The following is a 19,373-nucleotide window of genomic DNA, read 5'->3' as shown; positions in this document are numbered from 1 at the left end:
ATTTTTGCTTAAAATAGATCCATTAGCTTTTCAAGTTCATCCATAGTGAGATCCTCATCCCCCACATCACTAGGTGTGATCTGACTCTCATCCTGTGATAGACAATGTGAGATCAGTGCCTTCACATTCTTTTCTAAGAGTTCCTTGAACTGTTCGATCGTACGTTCTTCGAATTCAAGGTGATGATAGGAAATCGTCACATGGAGCACTGCTTGTTCTACGAAACCAACAATATCCAGCGCATGAGGTTTCTCAGATTCAGGGCTCAGCGATTGTCCTGCATGCCATGGAGAGCGCCTCAATTCACCGCCGCCGATCTGTTCATCAAACTGACCAAGATAGTTAAAGCTGATATCTGGTGTGACTTGAAAATCGATATCGTCCTTCATCTTGTCAGGCGTTAAGTATTTTAAAACGCCATAGCCGATGCCCTTGTTCGGAATGTGTCTGAGTTCCTCTTTTAAATACTTGATCTGATAAGAAAGATCGTCTGCATGCGACATATCCAATAACACAGGATACATACTAGTAAACCAGCCGATGGTCCGTGATACATTAACCGCAGGGAGGATGTCCTCTCTCCCGTGCCCTTCAAGATGAATAAAGTGCCTGTCTTCACCTGTCCACTCTTTCATGGACAACCCTAATGCCGTCAGCAAAATATCATTGATTTCTGTTTGGTAGGCTTCATGTACATCCGTCAACAGACTGCGTGTTTCCTCTTCAGACAATGTAAAACGAACGGTCTGTGTATGAAGCATTCGTTGATCCTCCGTGACATGATCCTTTTGAAGCGGAGGAGCGGAATGCGCAAGCACCTTTTTCCAATAATCTCTTTCCGATAGCAGCTCATCTGACACAGCGTATTCAGTCAGCTTCTGGGCATATTCTTGGAAGGAGTGTGTTTTTTCAGGAAGGGTAAGAGTTTCCCCGCGCTTCGACTGTTCATAAAGAGCCATGAAATCTTCAAGGAAAATGCGCCATGACACACCATCAATGACAAGATGGTGCACAGCAAGCAATAAATGATCCCCTTGATCCGTTCGGAAAATGGCAGGTCTCACTAAAGGCCCGTCTGCTAGCGATATACTCGCCTGCACTTCATTTGCCAGCTTTTCTACCTGCTGGATTTGCTGTGACAGCTCTCCTTTTACTTCCACCACATCAATTGCTACATTGTTTTCCTCGATTCCTCGATGACGCTGGATGACGCGCCCTTCTTCGAGCGGATACACCATTCGCAAGGCATCATGATGAATCATGAGCTGTTCCAGTACTTGCTGAACGTTTTTCTCATTTAAACCATTTGGCGCATGAAGCATCATCGATTGGTTCCAGTGATGCTGATTCGTAAAGCTTCGTTCAAAGAACCAGCGCTGAATCGGTGTAAAAATGACTTCTCCTTCGACAGGTGATTGGTCGGCTGTGAGGAGATCGACTTCCTCTATATATGGGCGCAGCTCTGCAATGGTCGGATACTGGAATAGAAGTTTCATATCGAGCTTCCAGCCTGCTTGCGTGAGTCTGCTTGCCATTTGGATGCCTTTAATCGAATCTCCTCCAAGGAAGAAGAAGTGATCGTGAATGCCGACTTGGCTGACGCCAAGGACATCTTCCCAAATGCCGCAAAGCAGTGTTTCCACTTCATCTCTTGGGGCTTCGTATATCGTTTGGTTTGCTTCGATATCAGGAGCTGGCAATGCTTTGAGATCAACTTTTCCATTGGCCGTCATTGGAAATTGGTCTAGCTTTATGATCCATGATGGCACCATGTATTCAGGCAGTGTGCGTTTTAGGCTTTCTTTTAATTCCTCAGTATCTGTATCGTTTTCCGTAATCACGTAAGCGGCAAGGGCATCCTGATCACTCGCATCTTTGACCGTTGTCACGACGGCTTCTTTGACCGAATCCAGCGTCAAAAGCTGGGCTTCAATTTCTGACAGCTCAATACGGAAGCCGCGGATGTTGACCTGATGGTCTTTTCTGCCGAGATAAATCAGCTCACCACCCTCTATCCATTTCACTAAATCGCCTGTGCGGTACATGCGCTCGCCTGGAAAAAATGGATCTGGGACAAATCGTTTGTCGGTTTCCTCTGGAAGATTCCAGTAGCCTCTTGCCAATCCTTTTCCTGCAATCACAAGCTCACCCGGTACGCCTGGCGGCGACAGGTCATATAACGAACCCATGATGTAGAAACGTGTATTGGCAATCGCAGTTCCAATCGGAAGCGTGCCTTGATCTGGATTGATGACTCCGCTTGTCGCTACGACTGTATTTTCAGTCGGACCGTAGTTATTGACGAGCTTATATGGAACAGGCTTTACCTGTTTCAGCTTGTCTCCGCCTGTCAGTAAGTAGCGCAGAGAATGGTTGTCCATTGACATAAACTGCTCACAAAGCTGTGTTGGCAGGAAGGCAATGGTGATGTCTTCTTCATTGAAATACGTATTGAGCTTGATCATATCGAGACGAATTGCCTCATCGATAATGTGCAGCTCTGCGCCGGCGATCCACGTCGGGAACATCTCCCAAATGGAAGCGTCAAAGCCAAAGCCGGCATATTTCGCAGTTCGATCCTTGTTCGTCACTTGGAACGCATCATTGTGCCAGAACGCAAGATTCACAAGGGACTGGTGCTCGACCATGACACCTTTCGGCTGTCCCGTCGTCCCAGAGGTATAAATCATGTAGGCAAGATCATTTGGTTTGATATGAACCTGAATTTCGTGAGCGTCTCCCTCTACCGCATCTTCTATGAACAGGACATGACCTGTGAATGAAGCTGGTGCAGTAAGTCCTTTCTGAATCAGAAGCACCTCTGCCCCGCAGTCTTCCAGCATGTACGCAATACGCTGCCCCGGATAATCCGCATCAATTGGAACGAATGCCGCACCTGCCTTGAGGACACCAAGAACAGCGGCTGTCATGTCAAGAGATGGGCGGGTGAGAATACCGACGCGGTCTCCTGGTTTTGTGCCGCTTGAGATGAGTCTTGAAGCGACTACATTCGCACTGCTGTTCAACTCTTTATACGTCCAGCTCATTCCGCAGAAGGTCGCTGCTTTTTGATGAGGTGTTTCTTGTGCCTTAGACTCAATTAGCGCGTGAACGGTTTGATCTAACGGGACATCTAGGATAGGTCCTGACCATTCATCCAGCTGTTTTTGCTGCTGCTGCGGTGACAATAATTGCATTTGATCTAGCGATTGATTTGGCGCTGATACCATTTGTTCCAGCAAATGAAGGAAATATTCTTTCCACTTTTCAATTGACGTCTTTTGAAAGATAGAACAATTAAAATCAAACACGAGCTCAATTTGATCTGAGGATTCGTTTCCAGTTAAGGTTAAATCAAATTTGGCGATATTCTCTTCGAATGGCTGTGGAACAATGTGAAGCCCATCCATTGATAAATCACGAATATCCGCATTTTCCATGGAGAATACCACGTCAAAAATTGGATGGCGGCTTGTGTCTCGAACCGTTTGCACCTGATCTACCAATTCTTCAAATGGGTACAGCTGATGCTCGTTTGCCTCTAACACAAGCTGATGAACATTTGACGCAAATTCAGCAGCTGTCTGATGTCCTGATGGTCTTGTTCTAAGTGCCAGCGTGTTCACAAACATGCCGATCACAGATTGAATATCAGGATGGGTTCTGCCGACAACCGGAGAACCAATAATGATATCCTCTTGTCTTGAAAGCTTGCTTAAAAGAATACTGTAGCCAGCAAGCAGGACTGTATAGGTCGTACTGTTGAGCGCTCTAACGAGTTCGTCCAATTTCGCTTTAAGCGAACCTTCGATTGTAAATGAGACACGATCTCCTGAGAATGTTTGCACTTTTGGCCTTGGCAGGTCTTCCGGCAGTGCCAGTACAGGCAGTTCCCCTTGTAATTGATTCAGCCAGAAAGCCTCTTCAGCTGCTTTTTGCGCAGCAGATGCCTCACTTTTTGACCAAACTGCATAATCCTTATATTGAACAGGTAATTCCTCTAGTTTTTCTCCTCGATACAGGGCTGATAGCTCCTCAATTAAAATGCCAACAGACGCACCATCTGAAATGATATGATGCATATCAATCAGTAAATAATGGACATTTACGGAGACGGAAACCAGTCCTATTCTTAGTAAAGGCGCTTTTTCTACATCAAATGGCCTGATAAATTCATTCATCAATTCCTGTATGTCCCGGCCGTTCTGTTCAATTTTTTCAATGTCTATAGAGACATTTGTTTCAATCCGTTGAACAGGTTCATTCTGAACAAAATCAAAGCTCGTTCGGAAAGCTTCATGACGTTGGACTAGCTGATCAATTGCCTTTTCAAATCGTTTTTCATCAAAGACACCTTCTAGCTTTAAGGCAGCCGGCATATGATAGCTTTGCTCCGCATCAGTCATTTTCTCCAAAACAAACAGTCTTTTCTGAGCAGATGTCACTGGATAATAGGCCGCCTCTTTGGCAACTTCCACTCGCTTGATCTCCGTTTGATCCGCTTGATCAACCGCAAGGGCGAACGCTTCTAATGTTGGGGATTCAAATAAAGACTTCAAAGAGAGCTCCACCTGCATCTCTTCATACAGCCTGTTCAGCATTTTCATGCCGCGCAGCGAATGGCCCCCGCATTCAAAGAAATGATCATGCCTGCCGATTCGCGGCACTTCAAGAACTTCCTCCCAAATGTTCGCCAGCAGACGCTCTGTTTCTGTTTGAGGAGAGGTGTATTCATTTGCCCCCTGCTCACTGAGATCAGGTGCCGGCAGCGCCCGCCTATCGACCTTGCCATTATTCGTCAAAGGAAGCTCGTCTAATTGCATGAAAAATGCCGGCATCATATATACAGGCAGTTCACGCCCTGCTTGCTCGCGCAAATCAGATAATGAAACAGATCCTTCTGCTGTGAAATACGCACATAACGTGTCATTCGAAGCAGCAATGACGACAGCTTCCTTCACCTGAGGATGCCGCAGCAGCTGGTGTTCAATTTCCCCAAGCTCGATACGCTGTCCGCGAATCTTCACTTGATGATCGATCCGTCCAATGAATTCAATATCTCCATTCGGCAGCCAGCGTGCAAGATCGCCCGTTTTATACATGGCCTCTCCAGGGCGGAAAGGATTGTTGACAAACTTTTCGCTTGTTAGTTCTGGCTGCTTATAATATCCTTTCACCAGTCCATCACCAGCGACACATAGCTCTCCCGCCACACCCGGCGGCTGAACATGTCCAAACTCATCTACAATATAAACAGCCGTTTGACTCACTGGCTTTCCGATCGGGATGGATAACGCCTGCTTCTCAATATGATTCACAGGATAATACGTGGTGAATATTGTGCTCTCAGAAGGTCCGTACATATGAACAAGCTTGTCTTTCCCAACTGTCTCAAGTGCAGTCACTACATGAGGCACAGAAGCACGTTCTCCGCCAAACAGCACTTTTCTCACGTTTTTCAGGCTGTCTTTTTTCATATCAATAAGTAAGTGAAAAAGAGCTGTCGTGATCATTAAAATACTGACTTTTTCCTTCTCAATCGCTCCAGAAAGCTCATTCATGTTTAAGATATGGTCCTTTGGCAGAACAATGAGTTTCGCTCCGTTTAATAAAGCACCAAACACATCAAACATAAAGGCATCAAATACATAGTTTGAGAGGCTCATCACCGTGTCTTCATGATGAATGGTGAGATAATTCGATTGCTTCACCGTTCTCAAAATGTTCCGGTGTGTCACCATATTTCCTTTAGGCTTACCGGTTGTACCAGATGTATAGGTCAAATTCGCTAAGTCCTCAGGTAAAATATGAGCATCTATAGGGCTGTCTGACTGCTGTTCAATCGCTCGATCTTCTGTTTCTATGATGGTTCCCTCAAATGAAGTGAGCACCGAGCGATGGCGCAGCACTTGATGTGTCAGTAAAAATTGTGCACCGCTGTCTGTTAAAAAGTGCTTCACGCGCTCATCAGGGAAATCGGGGTCAATTGGTACATAGACACCGCCAGCCTTAAGCACAGCCAGAACAGAGAGCACCATTTCATTGGATCGTTCAAAGAATAAGGCCGCTTTCATCCCTTTTTCAAAACCATTTTCACGCAAATAATGAGCCAGCTGATTCACTCGGTCATTCAGCTCTTGATAAGAAAGAACCACATCTTCACATTGCAATGCAGGCTGATGACCATGCTGCTGCACCTGTTTTTCAAACTCCGTTACAATGGTTTCTTCTGCTGGATAAGGCGAAGGTAACGGATTCCACCTATTTAACTGAGCTTCTGCTTCTTGTTCAGACAGTAATCGATAGGATTGAATAGCTTCCTGCGGCGCTTGAACCATCTGCTCCAGCAGATAAACATAATGTTTCATCATCTGCTCTGCCGTACTTCGTTTAAATAGCGCCGTACTGTAATCAAGTACAAAGGATAAACCTTGATCTGACTCCATCGCTTGCAGTGTTAAATCAAATTTCGCAATATGGAAATTGGTTTCTTCAACCTCGACCAGCATATCTCCAATATGCTGAGATGCTCCATGATCCGGCGCGAGTGTAAAGACGGTGTCAAACAATGGATGACGGCTAAAATCTCTTGGCACATTCAGCTTTTCAAGCAGCCGTTCAAATGGATATTGCTGATGTTCAAATGCCTGCATTGTCTTTTTCTTTACTTGCTCAATCAGCTGAGACATGGTTCCATTCGGATCTACCTCAGACCGCAAAGCAAGTGTCTGGACAAACATACCGATCATGTCATTCAAATCTGTATGCACACGCCCTGCCGCCGGTGTTCCGACCACGAATTCCTTTTGACCTGTATATTTGGCAAGCAATGTATAGTAAGCAGAAAGCAAGACCGTATACAGTGTCGTGTGATGGTTTGCTGCAAGCTCCTGTAATTGATTCTTTAACGCTTCATCTATTTCTTTGATGACACGATCACCTGCGAAAGACTGGACAGCTGGACGCTGAAAATCGGTCAGCAGCTGTAAAGCCGGAATATCACCCGAAAATTCTTGCAGCCAAAATGTCTCTTCTTTTTGAAAGCCTTGGTGCTGTTGCCAAACAGCATAATCTTGATATTGAAGCTTCAATGGTGCTCTAACCGATCCCTCGTAAGCATCTGACAGCTCACGCAGCATCAAATCGATCGAAAGACCATCTGAAATCAGATGATGCATATCGAAAAAGAGCAAATGCTCCTGATCATGCAATGACTGCAAACCAATTCGAAGAAGCGGCGCACACTCAAGATCAAAAGGTCTGACAAATTGCTGCATGTTTTCTTCCATCGTACCGCCTGTCAGCTGTTCTATTTGAAAGGACACTGATGAAACGATCCGCTGACGAGGAACACCTTTTATCGTATGAAAAGAAGTGCGCAGCACATCGTGACGTGAGATCAGTCTGTCAAAGGCTTCAGTCAGCTTCTCAAGCTGCAGAGTTCCTTTTAACCTCACAACAGCAGGCATATGATATGCAGTGCTTTGCTCCAATTGACTCACCATATAGACGCGCTGCTGTGGAGGCGACAATGGATAATGATCAGCAGCCGGCGCTTTTGGTATCACCGTTTCAGAAGACTTATCTGCTTGCTCAATATAAGCAGCCAATGCAGCAATCGTCTGCTGTTCAAATAAAACGGAGAGCGGCACCTCTACTTCAAAGTCTCGCTGAACCTTGGTAAGTACGGTCATTGCTTTGAGCGAATGCCCGCCTCGATCGAAGAAAGAATCATATACACCGATTTTCTCTTGATCAAGAATGTCTTCCCACAAATGAACAAGCTTCGTTTCTATATCGTTTCTAGGTGCCGTATAAACAGCATGTACCGCTCTATCACCTTTTAACGCAGCAAGTGCACGACGGTCGACTTTGCCGCTGACTGTGAGTGGAAAAGCATCGAGCTCTTTGAAATAAAGAGGCATCATGTACGCTGGAAGCTGATGTTTGATAGCCGCTTGCAGCATGTCAACAGACACTCCTTCATGACGAGCTTGATAATAAGCACTTAACGCCTTTTCTCCATCCGCTTCGTCAACCACTAGCACGACAGCCTTATCAACTCCATCTACCTGCTCCATCACAGCTTCAATCTCGCCTGTTTCTATCCGGTAACCCCTTATTTTCACTTGATCGTCCATTCTGCCAAGATAATCAATCGTGCCATCCGGAAGCCATCTGACTAGATCCCCCGTTCGATACATCCGCTCATGCGGAGAAAACGGATCTGCTGTGAATACCTTCTCCGTCAATTCAGGCTGATTCACATAGCCTCGCCCAACACCTATACCGGCAATGCACAGTTCTCCTGCTGCCCCATGCAGCTGTAATTGATCATGTTCATTTAAAATATAAATACGATGATGACCAAGCGGTTTTCCAATCGACACATAGCGCTGTTCAGTTGATTCGCTCAGCTCACTGAGATCTAGACGATGCACCGCCGCATCCACACACGTCTCCGTTGGACCATACACATTCCACAGAGTAAAATCAGGCTGACTCATACGAACTGCTTCGATGAGTGAACGTGCTGCTTTCGCAGGCAGCGCTTCTCCCCCAATCAACATGTGCGTCAATGACAGCCCGTCCAAATCCGCAGCAAGTAAAAGCTGCACATGCGCCGGTGTTCCATCTGCCGCGTCAATTTGATGTTTTCTGTAATAAACCGCTAGCTGCATGCCATTTCTCGTCGTTTCTCGCGGGATGATATGAAGCGTATGTCCAAATAAAAGGGCAGCAAAGATTTGTTTGACCGATGCATCGAAATGGAATGGGGCTAGAAGCGCCATTTTTAGCTCATTCGCCCCTTGATAAATCTCATGATGCAAAGCATGGACCAAATGATGAAGCTGAAGATGCTCAATCATGACGCCCTTCGGCTTTCCAGTCGTACCCGATGTATAAATCATGTAGGCTAAATCCTCCGGCGCCGTCTGATCGACAAGCTCAGGCAGCCGTCCATCATCTAATAATATTTGCTGCTGCACGATCAATTTTTCCGAAAGGGCTGGGTACTCTTGAATGAACGATTCATCTGTTAACACAATAGAAGCACCTGAATCTTCCACAATAAATTGAATGCGCTCCTCAGGTAATGCCGGATCAATTGGTACATATGCCCCGCCAGCCTTTAGTATGCCGAAGACTGCCACCATGGCATCTGTCTTCCGCTCCATCAAAACAGCAACAGGCACATCACGTGAGATACTTTTCATTTGTAAAAAACGTGCCAGCTTTTCTGCCTGTTGTTGCAGCTCTCCATAAGTAATTGTTCCATTTTCTGCTACAACGGCTGTCCGGTCTGCATATTTGTTAGCTGTCTCATCAAACATGTGATGAACCGGTTTTGCTGCTGGCCTTTCAAACGATTCTCCTTCAGATAATTGCAGCAGCTCCTTTTGTTCACCTGCTGAAAGTAAAGGCAGTGTCCCGATCAGCTGATCAGGCTGAGAGACGGCCGCTTCTAGTAATATCAAGAATCGATCAAACATCTTACTCATTTCTTCTTCTGTGAATACATCTGTACGGTAATCCAAATCAATGGTCAATGTATCAGTATCCCAGCGGTCTTTCACATGTATTGAAATATCATTCATTCCGCTTCCGCTAAAAATCGGTTCAGTAATGAACGACAGATTCTCTTTTTTCTGCCACTGCATCACCTGATACTCTAAAGAAATATCAAAAAGGCGTCCTGTAAACCCTTCTCTTTCCCGCAAATCATTCATGAGCAAATTGTAAGGGTACTTTTGGTGTCGCAAGATCTTCATTTGATCCGCCATGACCTGCTTTACGAAATCAAGAAACGATTGCGACCCTTGAACAGATGCACGCATTGGAATCGTGGATACAAACATCCCAATCATCTTTTTTTCTTTGGCATTCGTCCGGTTGCCCATAAAGGTTCCAAGAACGACATCCTCCATACCGCTAAAGCGATGTAAGTAAATATAGACAGTGGACATAAACATCGAAAGCATACTGACTTTCTGTTCTTCACAAAAAACACGAAGCTTCTCCTTTAAAGAATCTGGAACATCCCCTGAAAATCGCTCCGCATGCAAACTCATCTCGTATCCCTTATGCGGTTTTAAAGATGCGAAGTCTGGAATATGAGCAAATTGCTCATTCCAAAAAGCTTGGTCTTTTTGAAAACGTTTAGAAGATTCATAGGTCTGCTCACTCATGATGTGATCAACGAAGGAAATCTCCTCAACTGGTGAGATGTCTACTCCTTGCAGCATGTCATGATATAAATCAATAATGCGATTTCCCATTAAAATGATGGAAATACCATCCGCGACAATATGATGTGCTTTACAGAACAGCCAGCACTCTTGATCACTGATTTGAAACACCGTAAATTCAATCAAAGGGCTGTCAATCAATGGCATCGGCTCACGAATCTGCTCGTTTGCCCAAACCCTTACTTCCTCTTCACTCCAGCCCTTTTCCATGCGAATCGGCTGTTTTTCATAAGGTTTGATATATTGAACAGGCTCCTCCTCTTCATCTCGATACACGAGCCTCAGCCGAAGAGAGTCAGTTTGTCGAATGTACGCTTGAAGCACATCGACGACCAAAGAAGGATCGAGACCAGATGCCGATCTCAACCTGGCGAATCCACCCAAATTAGAAATACTTGTACCTGGATAAAATCTTTCCGTGTAGAATACTCGCTTTTGCGCATGTGTTAAGGGGTAATAAACTGTATTCATTCTCATCCTCCGCCTCTTCTATGTTTTCTCCACCAATTTCACCCTGCACCCTCTATATCAAAAGAACCAAGTCTATTTCATTAAAATAGACGGTTAAACAGAAAAGGAGCCCACCCCGAATAAAACGGAGGGACTCCCATTTTTATTCGGTAGCCTGCCGACCTTAGCAAAAAAAGAATCATTTACCTTAGGACATGGCTTTGCGTCTCTATGTTTCCATAGATTTGCCTTTTTCTTCTTTTCTTTTAGATATTTTCTATTTACGTCCACTTTATATGAAAATATTGTTTTTTTCACCGAAAAATGGGTGTAAAGATTCATGCGTTATACCGAAGGGATCCTGTGAGAATTGACGATATTTACCGAAAATAACTAATAATAGTTGCGTTCAACCGAAAATAATCGACTAAATACCGCAAAAATTTCATATTTTCCCTTAAATTTTGAAAATATGACCGAAAATGTAGGATAGAGGTCTCCTTGCGTTCCCCGCAAATTCTTAAATCTTAAGAACTATATTCCCTAAAAAAAATGAATTTTTTTACTGTAAAAACAACAAAAAAAGAGTTGTCATTTCAAATGACAACTCCTTGTTTCTTCATTATATTTACATCACCTTAGACAGACCAATCGTTTTTTCAATAATGAGCAGCGCAATGATAGAAATGATAATAAATATGACAGATATCGCATTGACACTTGGATCAAAGGTTTGCTCAATGTAATTAAAGGTCCTGACAGGAATTGTAATGGTTTGAGGAGAGGAAACGAACAAACTGATCGATATTTCCCCAAATGACGTCACAGCAGAAAACACCCCTCCTGCAATGATTCCCGGCTTAATCAAAGGCAATGTGACTCGAAAAAACGTGCGAATGGGTCCTGCGCCAAGAATCATTGAAGCCAGCTCAAGCCGCGGATCTAAATTCGAAACACTCACGCCTACCGTTCGAACCACATAGGGAAAACCAATGATGACGTGACCAATGACGAGCGCCCACAAAGACCCTGTAAAGCCCATAGCCGTAAACAAGTAAAGCATTGCAATCCCTAACACCACCTGAGGAATCATGAGAGGTGACAGAATGAAAGCTTGGACAGCCTCCTTTCCCTTAAAGGAAAGCCTTGCTAAAGCATACGAAGCCATTGTCCCTAAAAGAACCGTGAGAGGCGTCACGATGAACAGCAGAATCACACTGATCCGAAGAGATTCCATCCATTCTGGATTTGACACGACCTCATGAAACCAGCGCACAGAGAACGAAGTCGGTGGAAATTCAGGAAAGGCATTTGGACTAAAAGCAGATAGGACGATCACAAGAACAGGTATGGTTAAAAAAAGATAAACCAATGACCCAGCAGTCCAAATCAGGATGGAAAGCAAGCGGTCACCTATTGACTTTTTACGCATGCATCCTCGCCTCCCAACGCTTCAATAAATAGCTTAATAGACTGACTACCACAAGCACACAAACCAATAATGTAAAGGACATAGCTGCAGCAAGAGGCAGATTATACACCTGCATGACCTGCTGATAAATTGACAGCGGCAGCAGCGGCTGCATCCGTCCGCCGACTAACAACGGGGTGATATAACTTCCTGCTGCCAGTGAGAAGACGATGATCGCGCCAGTCACCATGCCTGGAATGGTCAATGGTAAGGTGACATGAAAAAAGGTTCGAATCCGGCCAGCTCCAAGACTCATAGAAGCCGGTCTTAAGTGACGATCCATATCGGTTAAGCTTGTTGCGATCGGCAGTACTGCAAATGGCAGCATGACTTGGACATAGGCAATAATGACCGCATTCATATTCCACAGCATCGAGAGCGGCTTCTCAATTACCTGTAAATCTAGTAACATGCCATTGATCAGACCATTTTGCGAAAGAAGAACGATCCATGCAAATGTCCGAATCACAACACTTGTCAAAAGCGGCGACACAAGTAAGATATAGAAAAATGCCCGCAGACGCGGATTAGGTGCTTTGACGAGCACGTATGCTGCGGGGTATGCCATCAATAAACAAATCACCGTTGTCTGCAAAGCCACCCACACAGTACTTCCAATCGCCTTTACATATGCATCTGTCGTGAACACATGAATATATTGAGAAAAGCTATACGTTTGTAATGTATTCATCATCGAATCGACATCGCGAAAACTGAGAACGAGCATCATCACAAGCGGAGCTAGTAAAAATACAACAAGAAACAAACAGGCTGGCAGCAGCATAAACCAATGAAATCGTTGATTCTTTTTCTTGATTCGCATCACGTATGCACCTTCGAATCTAAGAAAACGATATCTTCAGGCTGCCAATGGATATGGACGGTTTCTCCAACTTCAGGCAGCTCGGGAAATGCCGCATCAGAAGCATGGACAATGATTTCACCATTATCAAGCCCCACAACCAAACGTAATGAATGCCCAATATAACTCACATCTGACAGCACGCCTGATACATGGTTCGGCTTTACTTCCTCCTGCTCAGAAGAGATGCTGATTCTTTCAGGGCGCAGCATAAGCAGTTGCTTTTCCCTCTTCTCTTGATGTGCCGCAGCCTGCAGCTGAAGATGCTGACCGTTTGAATGGGTTACATGCGGAACCGTAAATGCCACATCAGCTTCATTGTACACGGCCTCAAAGATGTTCACCTGTCCGATGAATTCAGCTACAAATCGGTTGTTTGGCTGGCGGTACACCTCTAAAGGCGTCCCAATCTGCTGAATTCTTCCCTCTCCTAAAATTCCAACCCGATCAGAAAGGCTTAAGGCTTCCTCTTGATCATGTGTCACAAGAATGGTTGTAATCCCGACATTCCTTTGAATATTTCGCAGCTCTGTCTGCATGTTTTTTCTTAGTTTGGCATCCAGGTTGCTGAGCGGTTCATCAAGAAGGAGAACAGACGGCTGAATCGCCAGCGCTCTTGCAATCGCTACCCGCTGCTGCTGACCACCGCTTAATTGGTGGGGCATCCGTTTCGCAAATGCCTCTAATTGAACAAGAGACAAGCTTTCCATCACCTTCTCTTTGATTTCCGCCTTCTTTTTCTTTTGAACCTTTAGCCCGTACGCCACATTATCAAATACAGTCAGATGCGGAAAAAGTGCATAGCTTTGAAAGACCATACCTGTTTTTCTTTGGTAAGGCGGCAAAGCTGTCACATCCTGATCACCAATATAGACGACACCTTTTGTTGGTTCTAAAAAACCGCCAATGATGTTTAATAACGTTGATTTTCCGCAGCCGCTAGGACCAAGAAGGGAGAAAAACTCTCCCTCATTCACCGTAAGACTGACATCGTTGAGAGCAATCTGCTCACCGAAGTGCTGACTGATGTGTTCTAAATGAATTCCACTCATGCGATCACCTATTTTCCTCCGCCTAATACTTCGTTCCATCGATTTGTCCAATTGCCAAGCTCAGAGGTCGCTGTTTCATAATCTACCCAAGTCAGCTTGCTGTAATAATTTTCTCCAACTTTCACTTTCCCCTTAATCTTGTCATTGTATTTCACATCAGAATTCGACATGCCATAATAAGATTTTTCCGAAAAAGCTTCCTGAGCTTCTTTTCCGCTCAAGTAGTTTAATAGTTTGTATGCCGCTTCTTCGTGCTGATTTCCCTTCGTTAAAGCCCAGCTCGCAACAGCTGCAACAGCGCCTTCTTTCGGATATGAGAAACCAATATCCATTCCTTCTTCTTCAAGTGCAAATACTCGCCCGTCCCAATATGGAACAGCCGCGACATCCCCACGTTCTAACAAAGTTTGAATCGATCCTGGATTATCTGGAAAAGCAGCTACATGACCTTTTAATTGCGCGAGACTTTTAAATGCTTTATCAATATCCTTAGGATTTGATTCTGTCCCCCCTTGCGCATGAACAAGTGCAGAAAAAAATTGCAAACCGGCTGAATAAGTCGGAGATGAAATGGCTACCTTCCCTTTCAGCTGACTGCTCCATAGGTCAGTCCAGCTGTTTGGTTCCTGCTTGACGAGGTCTTTTCTATAAGCAATTCCAAGCTGCCCCATACTAAAGCCTGCTGCATATTGTTTTCCATTCACAGTAAGCTTCTTTTGGACAGAACGGTAAAGTTTTTTGACGTTCGGCGCTTGAGCTTCATCGATAGGCGCAAGAACGTTTGCTGCGATACCTCTTTGAATCGTATCAGGCTGTAAGATTAGTAAGTCATATGGTGGATTTTTCCCATTTGACGCTTTTAATTTTGTAAACCATTCAGAATCCGCCCCAGAGACGGTTTGCACTTTAATTCCTGTATCTTTTTCAAACTTTTCAAGGACTGGTTTGATATTCTTTTCCCAATCGCCTCCATATACGCCAACAATCACCGTCTGCTGCTGTTTGCCTTGATCCTTTCCATTTCCCCCACAAGCGGCCAGCAGTACAACGATTGGTAGGATGCCTGCAAAAATAGCAATTAATCTTCTTTTCATGATTTATTTCCCCCTTTTTGTCCATTCATTTGACGAAGTGCTTGAGTAATATCTTCCTTTGTTAACGGCTCATTTCTATGACTGAAATGTTGATGAACTGCATGTTTATAGTGCGTACGTTCATTAGCCGGATAGGAACGAAGCTGAACGGCCAGCTCACTGCTGGCTTCGTCCGTCCATACTTTCTCATAAGCTGCTCTTTGTTCTCCGAAATCCCACACGTCAGTAGATGCAGAAACATCAACCTTTTCTCGCACCCTGCTCGTCTGCTCCTCATCAATCTTCCATTCATTTTGGTCTAAATATACTTTCACACCATATTGCTGCAGCGCTCTTTCTTCACTTAATAGACCTGCTTCCACTTCCTGAAGGACTTTTTCTTTCTTTCTGTCAAATGGATTCCCCCAGCCGCCTCCACTTGGTGAAATCAATTGAACGATATCGCCTTTTTCAAGTCGCAGAACATCTATTTTGGGCTGGTCTTGTTTCTCACCATTAGCTGTGATCAGCTTGACCTCACCAACCGATCCTGCTCGGCCGCCCATTAATCCCCAAGGCTGAAACTTCATCCGTTCCATTCCTCGTGCTGTCACCATCGATTCAGGCTTCATCATTTCAAATTCCAAACCAATCGCATGTCCGCCTCGATTTTCACCAGCTCCACCTGTATTCGGCAGAAGTTCATATCGGTGAACATGAATATCAATATGCTGTTCCAAACTCTCAATTGGGGTATTCTTCAAAAAGCCTGACGAATGATCAATACCGTCCACTCCATCAGTACCATTTTGAGCACCGCCGCCTCCGCCTAATGGTTCGACAACGGACATTTTCCTGCCACCCGTTTGATCATCAGGTACAGAGAGAACCACAATGGCAGATTGACCTGCACCTGCTGCCGGCACTGCTTCAGGTAACAGCTTACCAATGGCGCCTAGCACAACATTGTACAGCCTCATCGTAATCGAATGACGAATCCCGACAGAAGCCGGGTATTCTGGATGCACCAGCGTTCCTTTAGGAGAGATCACGTCAATTGGATACGTTATTCCACCATTAATCGGTATAAAAGGATCCTTACTAATGATGTAATTAATCAATCCTTGATAAAGAAAGGAATGCTTCTGACCATTGGTAACAAGGTTAAAGGCTGTTTTTACTTGCGGGTCACACTCAGAAAAATCGAGCGTCAGCCGTTTCCCTTTGATCGTTAGCTTGATTTTCAACCGAATAGGGACGTCTGAGATCATATCATCATCTAAATAATCAGCAAATTCACTCGTTCCATCCGGTATAGCTTCAATGACCTTTCCAGCACGATCCTCGGCTTGCTTCAGCAAGTCTATCATTCCTTGTTTCACTTCGTTTTTTCCGAATTTCTCAATCATTTCTTTTAACCGAATATCTGCTGTATTAACTGCAGCAATCATCGCATTGATATCACCATCATTTAGATGACTAGCGCGGCTGTTAGCTCTTAAAAAGGTACGTACGACCTGATTCTCTTTCCCGCCTTCATAAATTTTTACTGGCGGAATTCTTAATCCTTCTTGATGAACATCCGTTGCTGTCGGTGAAATACTCGAAGGCACAAGTCCACCCACATCACTGACATGAACAAAAGACCAAGCATAGCTTACGATTTCACTATCTACAAAAATCGGCTTAATGATATGGACATCTGGCAGGTGAGTCGCCAAACCATCTGTCGTATAAGGATCATTAGTGATGATAATGTCTCCTGGCTGCATCGGCCCGCTTTCTTCAATCGCTTTTTTTAGACTCAGCCCTAAAAAGATCGTCACACCCACTGTCTTCGGATAAACAAAGAAATCTCCAGAAGGCGTGGCTAATGCTGTCGCAAAGTCAGCAGATTCTTTGACGAAGGTCGTAAATGACGTTCGTTCAATGACATGTCCCATGCCTGATGCAATCGCATTAAAATAACTGCGCATCATCTCAAGCTTTGCTGGATCAGTTCTCATGTAAAGCCGCCTCCTTTGAAATCACTAAGTTACCTGATGGATCAATGCTGCCTGCCCAGTTTGGCAAAATTAATGTTGTTGTATCATCCTGCTCAATAACGGCTGGCCCATTTACAATAGAACCTACTGACAGAGTATCCCGGTTATAAACCGATGCTTCGTATTCTTTTTCCTCTATAAAGATTCGTCTATATTCATATGATTTCACAGAATGTCCGCTGTTTTCATGAACAGGTGAAAAAGGCAGCGGAGGAGTCTCGCCTATGACTCGAACGCGTAAATGAGTAAACTCGATGTTTGCCTGATCATCCCTATGACCATATTGACGCTGATGCAATTTGTGAAAGGCTTCAATGAGTTGGTGGATGTCTTGTTCTTGCTTTAGCCAATCAATCGATAATGGCAATTCAATCTCAAATGCCTGTCCTTGATAACGTGCGTCTGCTAATAATAGAATAGATGTCTGATTGATATGCTGAATGTCCTGCTGGCTGACCCAATCAGTCGCTTTTCGCGACAGCTTCTCATAATCTTGTTTTAGTTGGTTGATCGAATAGTCTTGTAAGCATATTTTCTTCGACAGCACCGCATCATGAATAAAATCAGCGGTCAGAGCACCTAATGCACATAATGTACCCGGACTCGGAGGAACAACCACATTTTTCGCATGAATTTCTCTCGCAAGAAAATTCGCCACAACCGGTCCTGCTCCGCCAAACGCTAGCAAACTAAAATCTCTAGGGTCAAATCCTTGCTGCTCCATCACATTACTTAATTCTGTGTACATATTGGCTACGGCTACTTGAATGAGCTGGTCAGCCGCCTCTTCAACCGTTTTGTTGAGCTGATCAGCAATTGGCTGAAAGGCCTTTTTCGCCGCAGACAACTGTAATTGTAAATGTCCTCCGGCAAAACGTTCTTGATTGAGATAACCGCATATGAGAAACGCATCAGTTAAAGCTGCTTTTTCTCCCTTTCCATACGAAGCTGGTCCCGGATTTGAGCCAACTGATTCTGGCCCCGCTTTTAGAAGTCCGCCCTGATCAATCCATGCTACCGAACCTCCCCCTGCTCCTATTGAATACATCGCAACAGATGGAAGAATAATTGGGAAGCCTGAAAGCTGATTCGATTGCGCCATTGTAGACTGTCCATTTTGAATAATCGAGATATCTGCACTCGTCCCCCCAACATCAAAAGTGATCAGGTTGGGTTCACTAGCTGATGCTGCAATTCTCGCCGCACCGATGACACCAGCTGCCGGACCAGAAAAGAGAGTCTTAACAGGCGAGGTTGCCGCACTTTCTGCATCCATTAAACCACCATTTGATTGTGTAATGTATGGAGAAATTGGTACACCTTCTTCCTTCAAACGACTTTTCAGTGTTTGTAAATACTGTTTCACCTTTGGTTGAATGTACAAATTAACAACAGACATCACTGTACGCTCGTATTCCCTCATTTGAGGCCATAATTCAGATGAGGTAAGGACTTCTAACTGTGGATAATGATGATTGATATAGGCTTTTGCCTGTAATTCATGAACTGGGTTTTGATAACTATGTAAAAAAGAAATGACGATACCTGCTAGATTTTTAGATATAACATGCTGGACTGCATCATCTAACTGCTGCAGATGGAGAGGGTTTTTGATCGTACCATCGTGTATCAACCTTTCAGAGATTGGATATACATGCTTCCGAGGTATCAATGGTTCTGGCAAACGAGAATTGAAGTCATAAGGAATGGGTAGTCGTAAACGTTGAAGTGACAATATATCTTGAAATCCTTCTGTCACAAAAAGGGCTAAATCTGCTCCTTTTCGCTGCAATAATGTATTAAGACCGATTGTCATTCCGTGAACGAGGTATTGGATGTTGGATAAATCAACACCTCTTTTTTTTAGAAGATTTAACCCATTGATAATACCTTGGGGTGGGTCATCAGTCACTGTGGGTGTCTTGAGTTCAGTCAGCTCCCCTGTTGCTTCATTTATCAACGATAAATCAGTAAATGTTCCGCCTATGTCTATTCCGAGCCGGTATGAGACATCCGCCATTTGTACTTCCCTCCTACAATGTAATTAGAATCATATTTTGATAAATTACGACATTTTTTGATATTTGACTCCATATTATTAAAGCAGATCGGTCTAGTCAATTTTATTTTTTTGAAATTTCTGTGTGTTAAATTCTTGAAATTAGCTCAA

The 19,373-nt window shown here is 44.3% G+C and carries 7 protein-coding genes and 1 riboswitch; all 7 genes read right to left on the bottom strand.

Translation table 11 applies throughout. The annotated features are described in order from the left end of the window. Positions 1 to 8 precede the first annotated feature (8 nt). Positions 9 to 10,721, bottom strand: a complete 10,713-nt coding sequence (locus tag BAE31_RS13875) for a non-ribosomal peptide synthetase (RefSeq protein ID WP_076840807.1) — start codon at positions 10,719 to 10,721, stop codon at positions 9 to 11. A gap of 145 nt (positions 10,722 to 10,866) precedes the next feature. Then, a riboswitch (cyclic di-GMP riboswitch) is annotated at positions 10,867 to 10,960 on the bottom strand. A gap of 368 nt (positions 10,961 to 11,328) precedes the next feature. Further along, positions 11,329 to 12,132 carry an ABC transporter permease gene (locus tag BAE31_RS13870; protein WP_076840709.1) on the bottom strand — a complete coding sequence of 268 codons (804 nt, stop codon included), beginning with the start codon at positions 12,130 to 12,132 and terminating at the stop codon, positions 11,329 to 11,331. Further along, positions 12,125 to 12,994, bottom strand: a complete 870-nt coding sequence (locus tag BAE31_RS13865; protein WP_024424299.1) for an ABC transporter permease — start codon at positions 12,992 to 12,994, stop codon at positions 12,125 to 12,127. The genes BAE31_RS13870 and BAE31_RS13865 overlap by 8 nt, the downstream gene beginning before the upstream one ends. Beyond that, complete coding sequence (locus tag BAE31_RS13860; RefSeq protein WP_076840708.1) at positions 12,994 to 14,085, bottom strand: ABC transporter ATP-binding protein; 1,092 nt, start codon at positions 14,083 to 14,085, stop codon at positions 12,994 to 12,996. The genes BAE31_RS13865 and BAE31_RS13860 overlap by 1 nt, the downstream gene beginning before the upstream one ends. An 8-nt stretch (positions 14,086 to 14,093) precedes the next feature. Continuing rightward, positions 14,094 to 15,179, bottom strand: coding sequence for an ABC transporter substrate-binding protein (locus tag BAE31_RS13855; protein ID WP_076840707.1), 1,086 nt, complete (start codon positions 15,177 to 15,179; stop codon positions 14,094 to 14,096). Continuing rightward, positions 15,176 to 17,164, bottom strand: coding sequence for a hydantoinase B/oxoprolinase family protein (locus tag BAE31_RS13850; RefSeq protein WP_076840706.1), 1,989 nt, complete (start codon positions 17,162 to 17,164; stop codon positions 15,176 to 15,178). The genes BAE31_RS13855 and BAE31_RS13850 overlap by 4 nt, the downstream gene beginning before the upstream one ends. Continuing rightward, positions 17,154 to 19,223 carry a hydantoinase/oxoprolinase family protein gene (locus BAE31_RS13845; protein WP_076840705.1) on the bottom strand — a complete coding sequence of 690 codons (2,070 nt, stop codon included), beginning with the start codon at positions 19,221 to 19,223 and terminating at the stop codon, positions 17,154 to 17,156. The genes BAE31_RS13850 and BAE31_RS13845 overlap by 11 nt, the downstream gene beginning before the upstream one ends. Between the last annotated feature and the right edge of the window lie 150 nt (positions 19,224 to 19,373).

This window comes from Bacillus sp. I-2 (genome assembly GCF_001974945.1).
GTDB lineage: Bacteria > Bacillota > Bacilli > Bacillales > Bacillaceae > Bacillus > Bacillus safensis.
This window is presented reverse-complemented; position numbering and strand designations above follow the sequence as displayed.

Bases quoted from the DNA above. Each gene is read 5' to 3' on its own strand.
- BAE31_RS13855 (WP_076840707.1), bottom strand. From the start codon at position 15,179: ATGAAAAGAAGATTAATTGCTATTTTTGCAGGCATCCTACCAATCGTT.
- BAE31_RS13870 (WP_076840709.1), bottom strand. From the start codon at position 12,132: ATGCGTAAAAAGTCAATAGGTGACCGCTTGCTTTCCATCCTGATTTGG.
- BAE31_RS13865 (WP_024424299.1), bottom strand. From the start codon at position 12,994: ATGCGAATCAAGAAAAAGAATCAACGATTTCATTGGTTTATGCTGCTG.
- BAE31_RS13860 (WP_076840708.1), bottom strand. From the start codon at position 14,085: ATGAGTGGAATTCATTTAGAACACATCAGTCAGCACTTCGGTGAGCAG.
- BAE31_RS13845 (WP_076840705.1), bottom strand. From the start codon at position 19,223: ATGGCGGATGTCTCATACCGGCTCGGAATAGACATAGGCGGAACATTT.
- BAE31_RS13875 (WP_076840807.1), bottom strand. From the start codon at position 10,721: ATGAATACAGTTTATTACCCCTTAACACATGCGCAAAAGCGAGTATTC.
- BAE31_RS13850 (WP_076840706.1), bottom strand. From the start codon at position 17,164: ATGAGAACTGATCCAGCAAAGCTTGAGATGATGCGCAGTTATTTTAAT.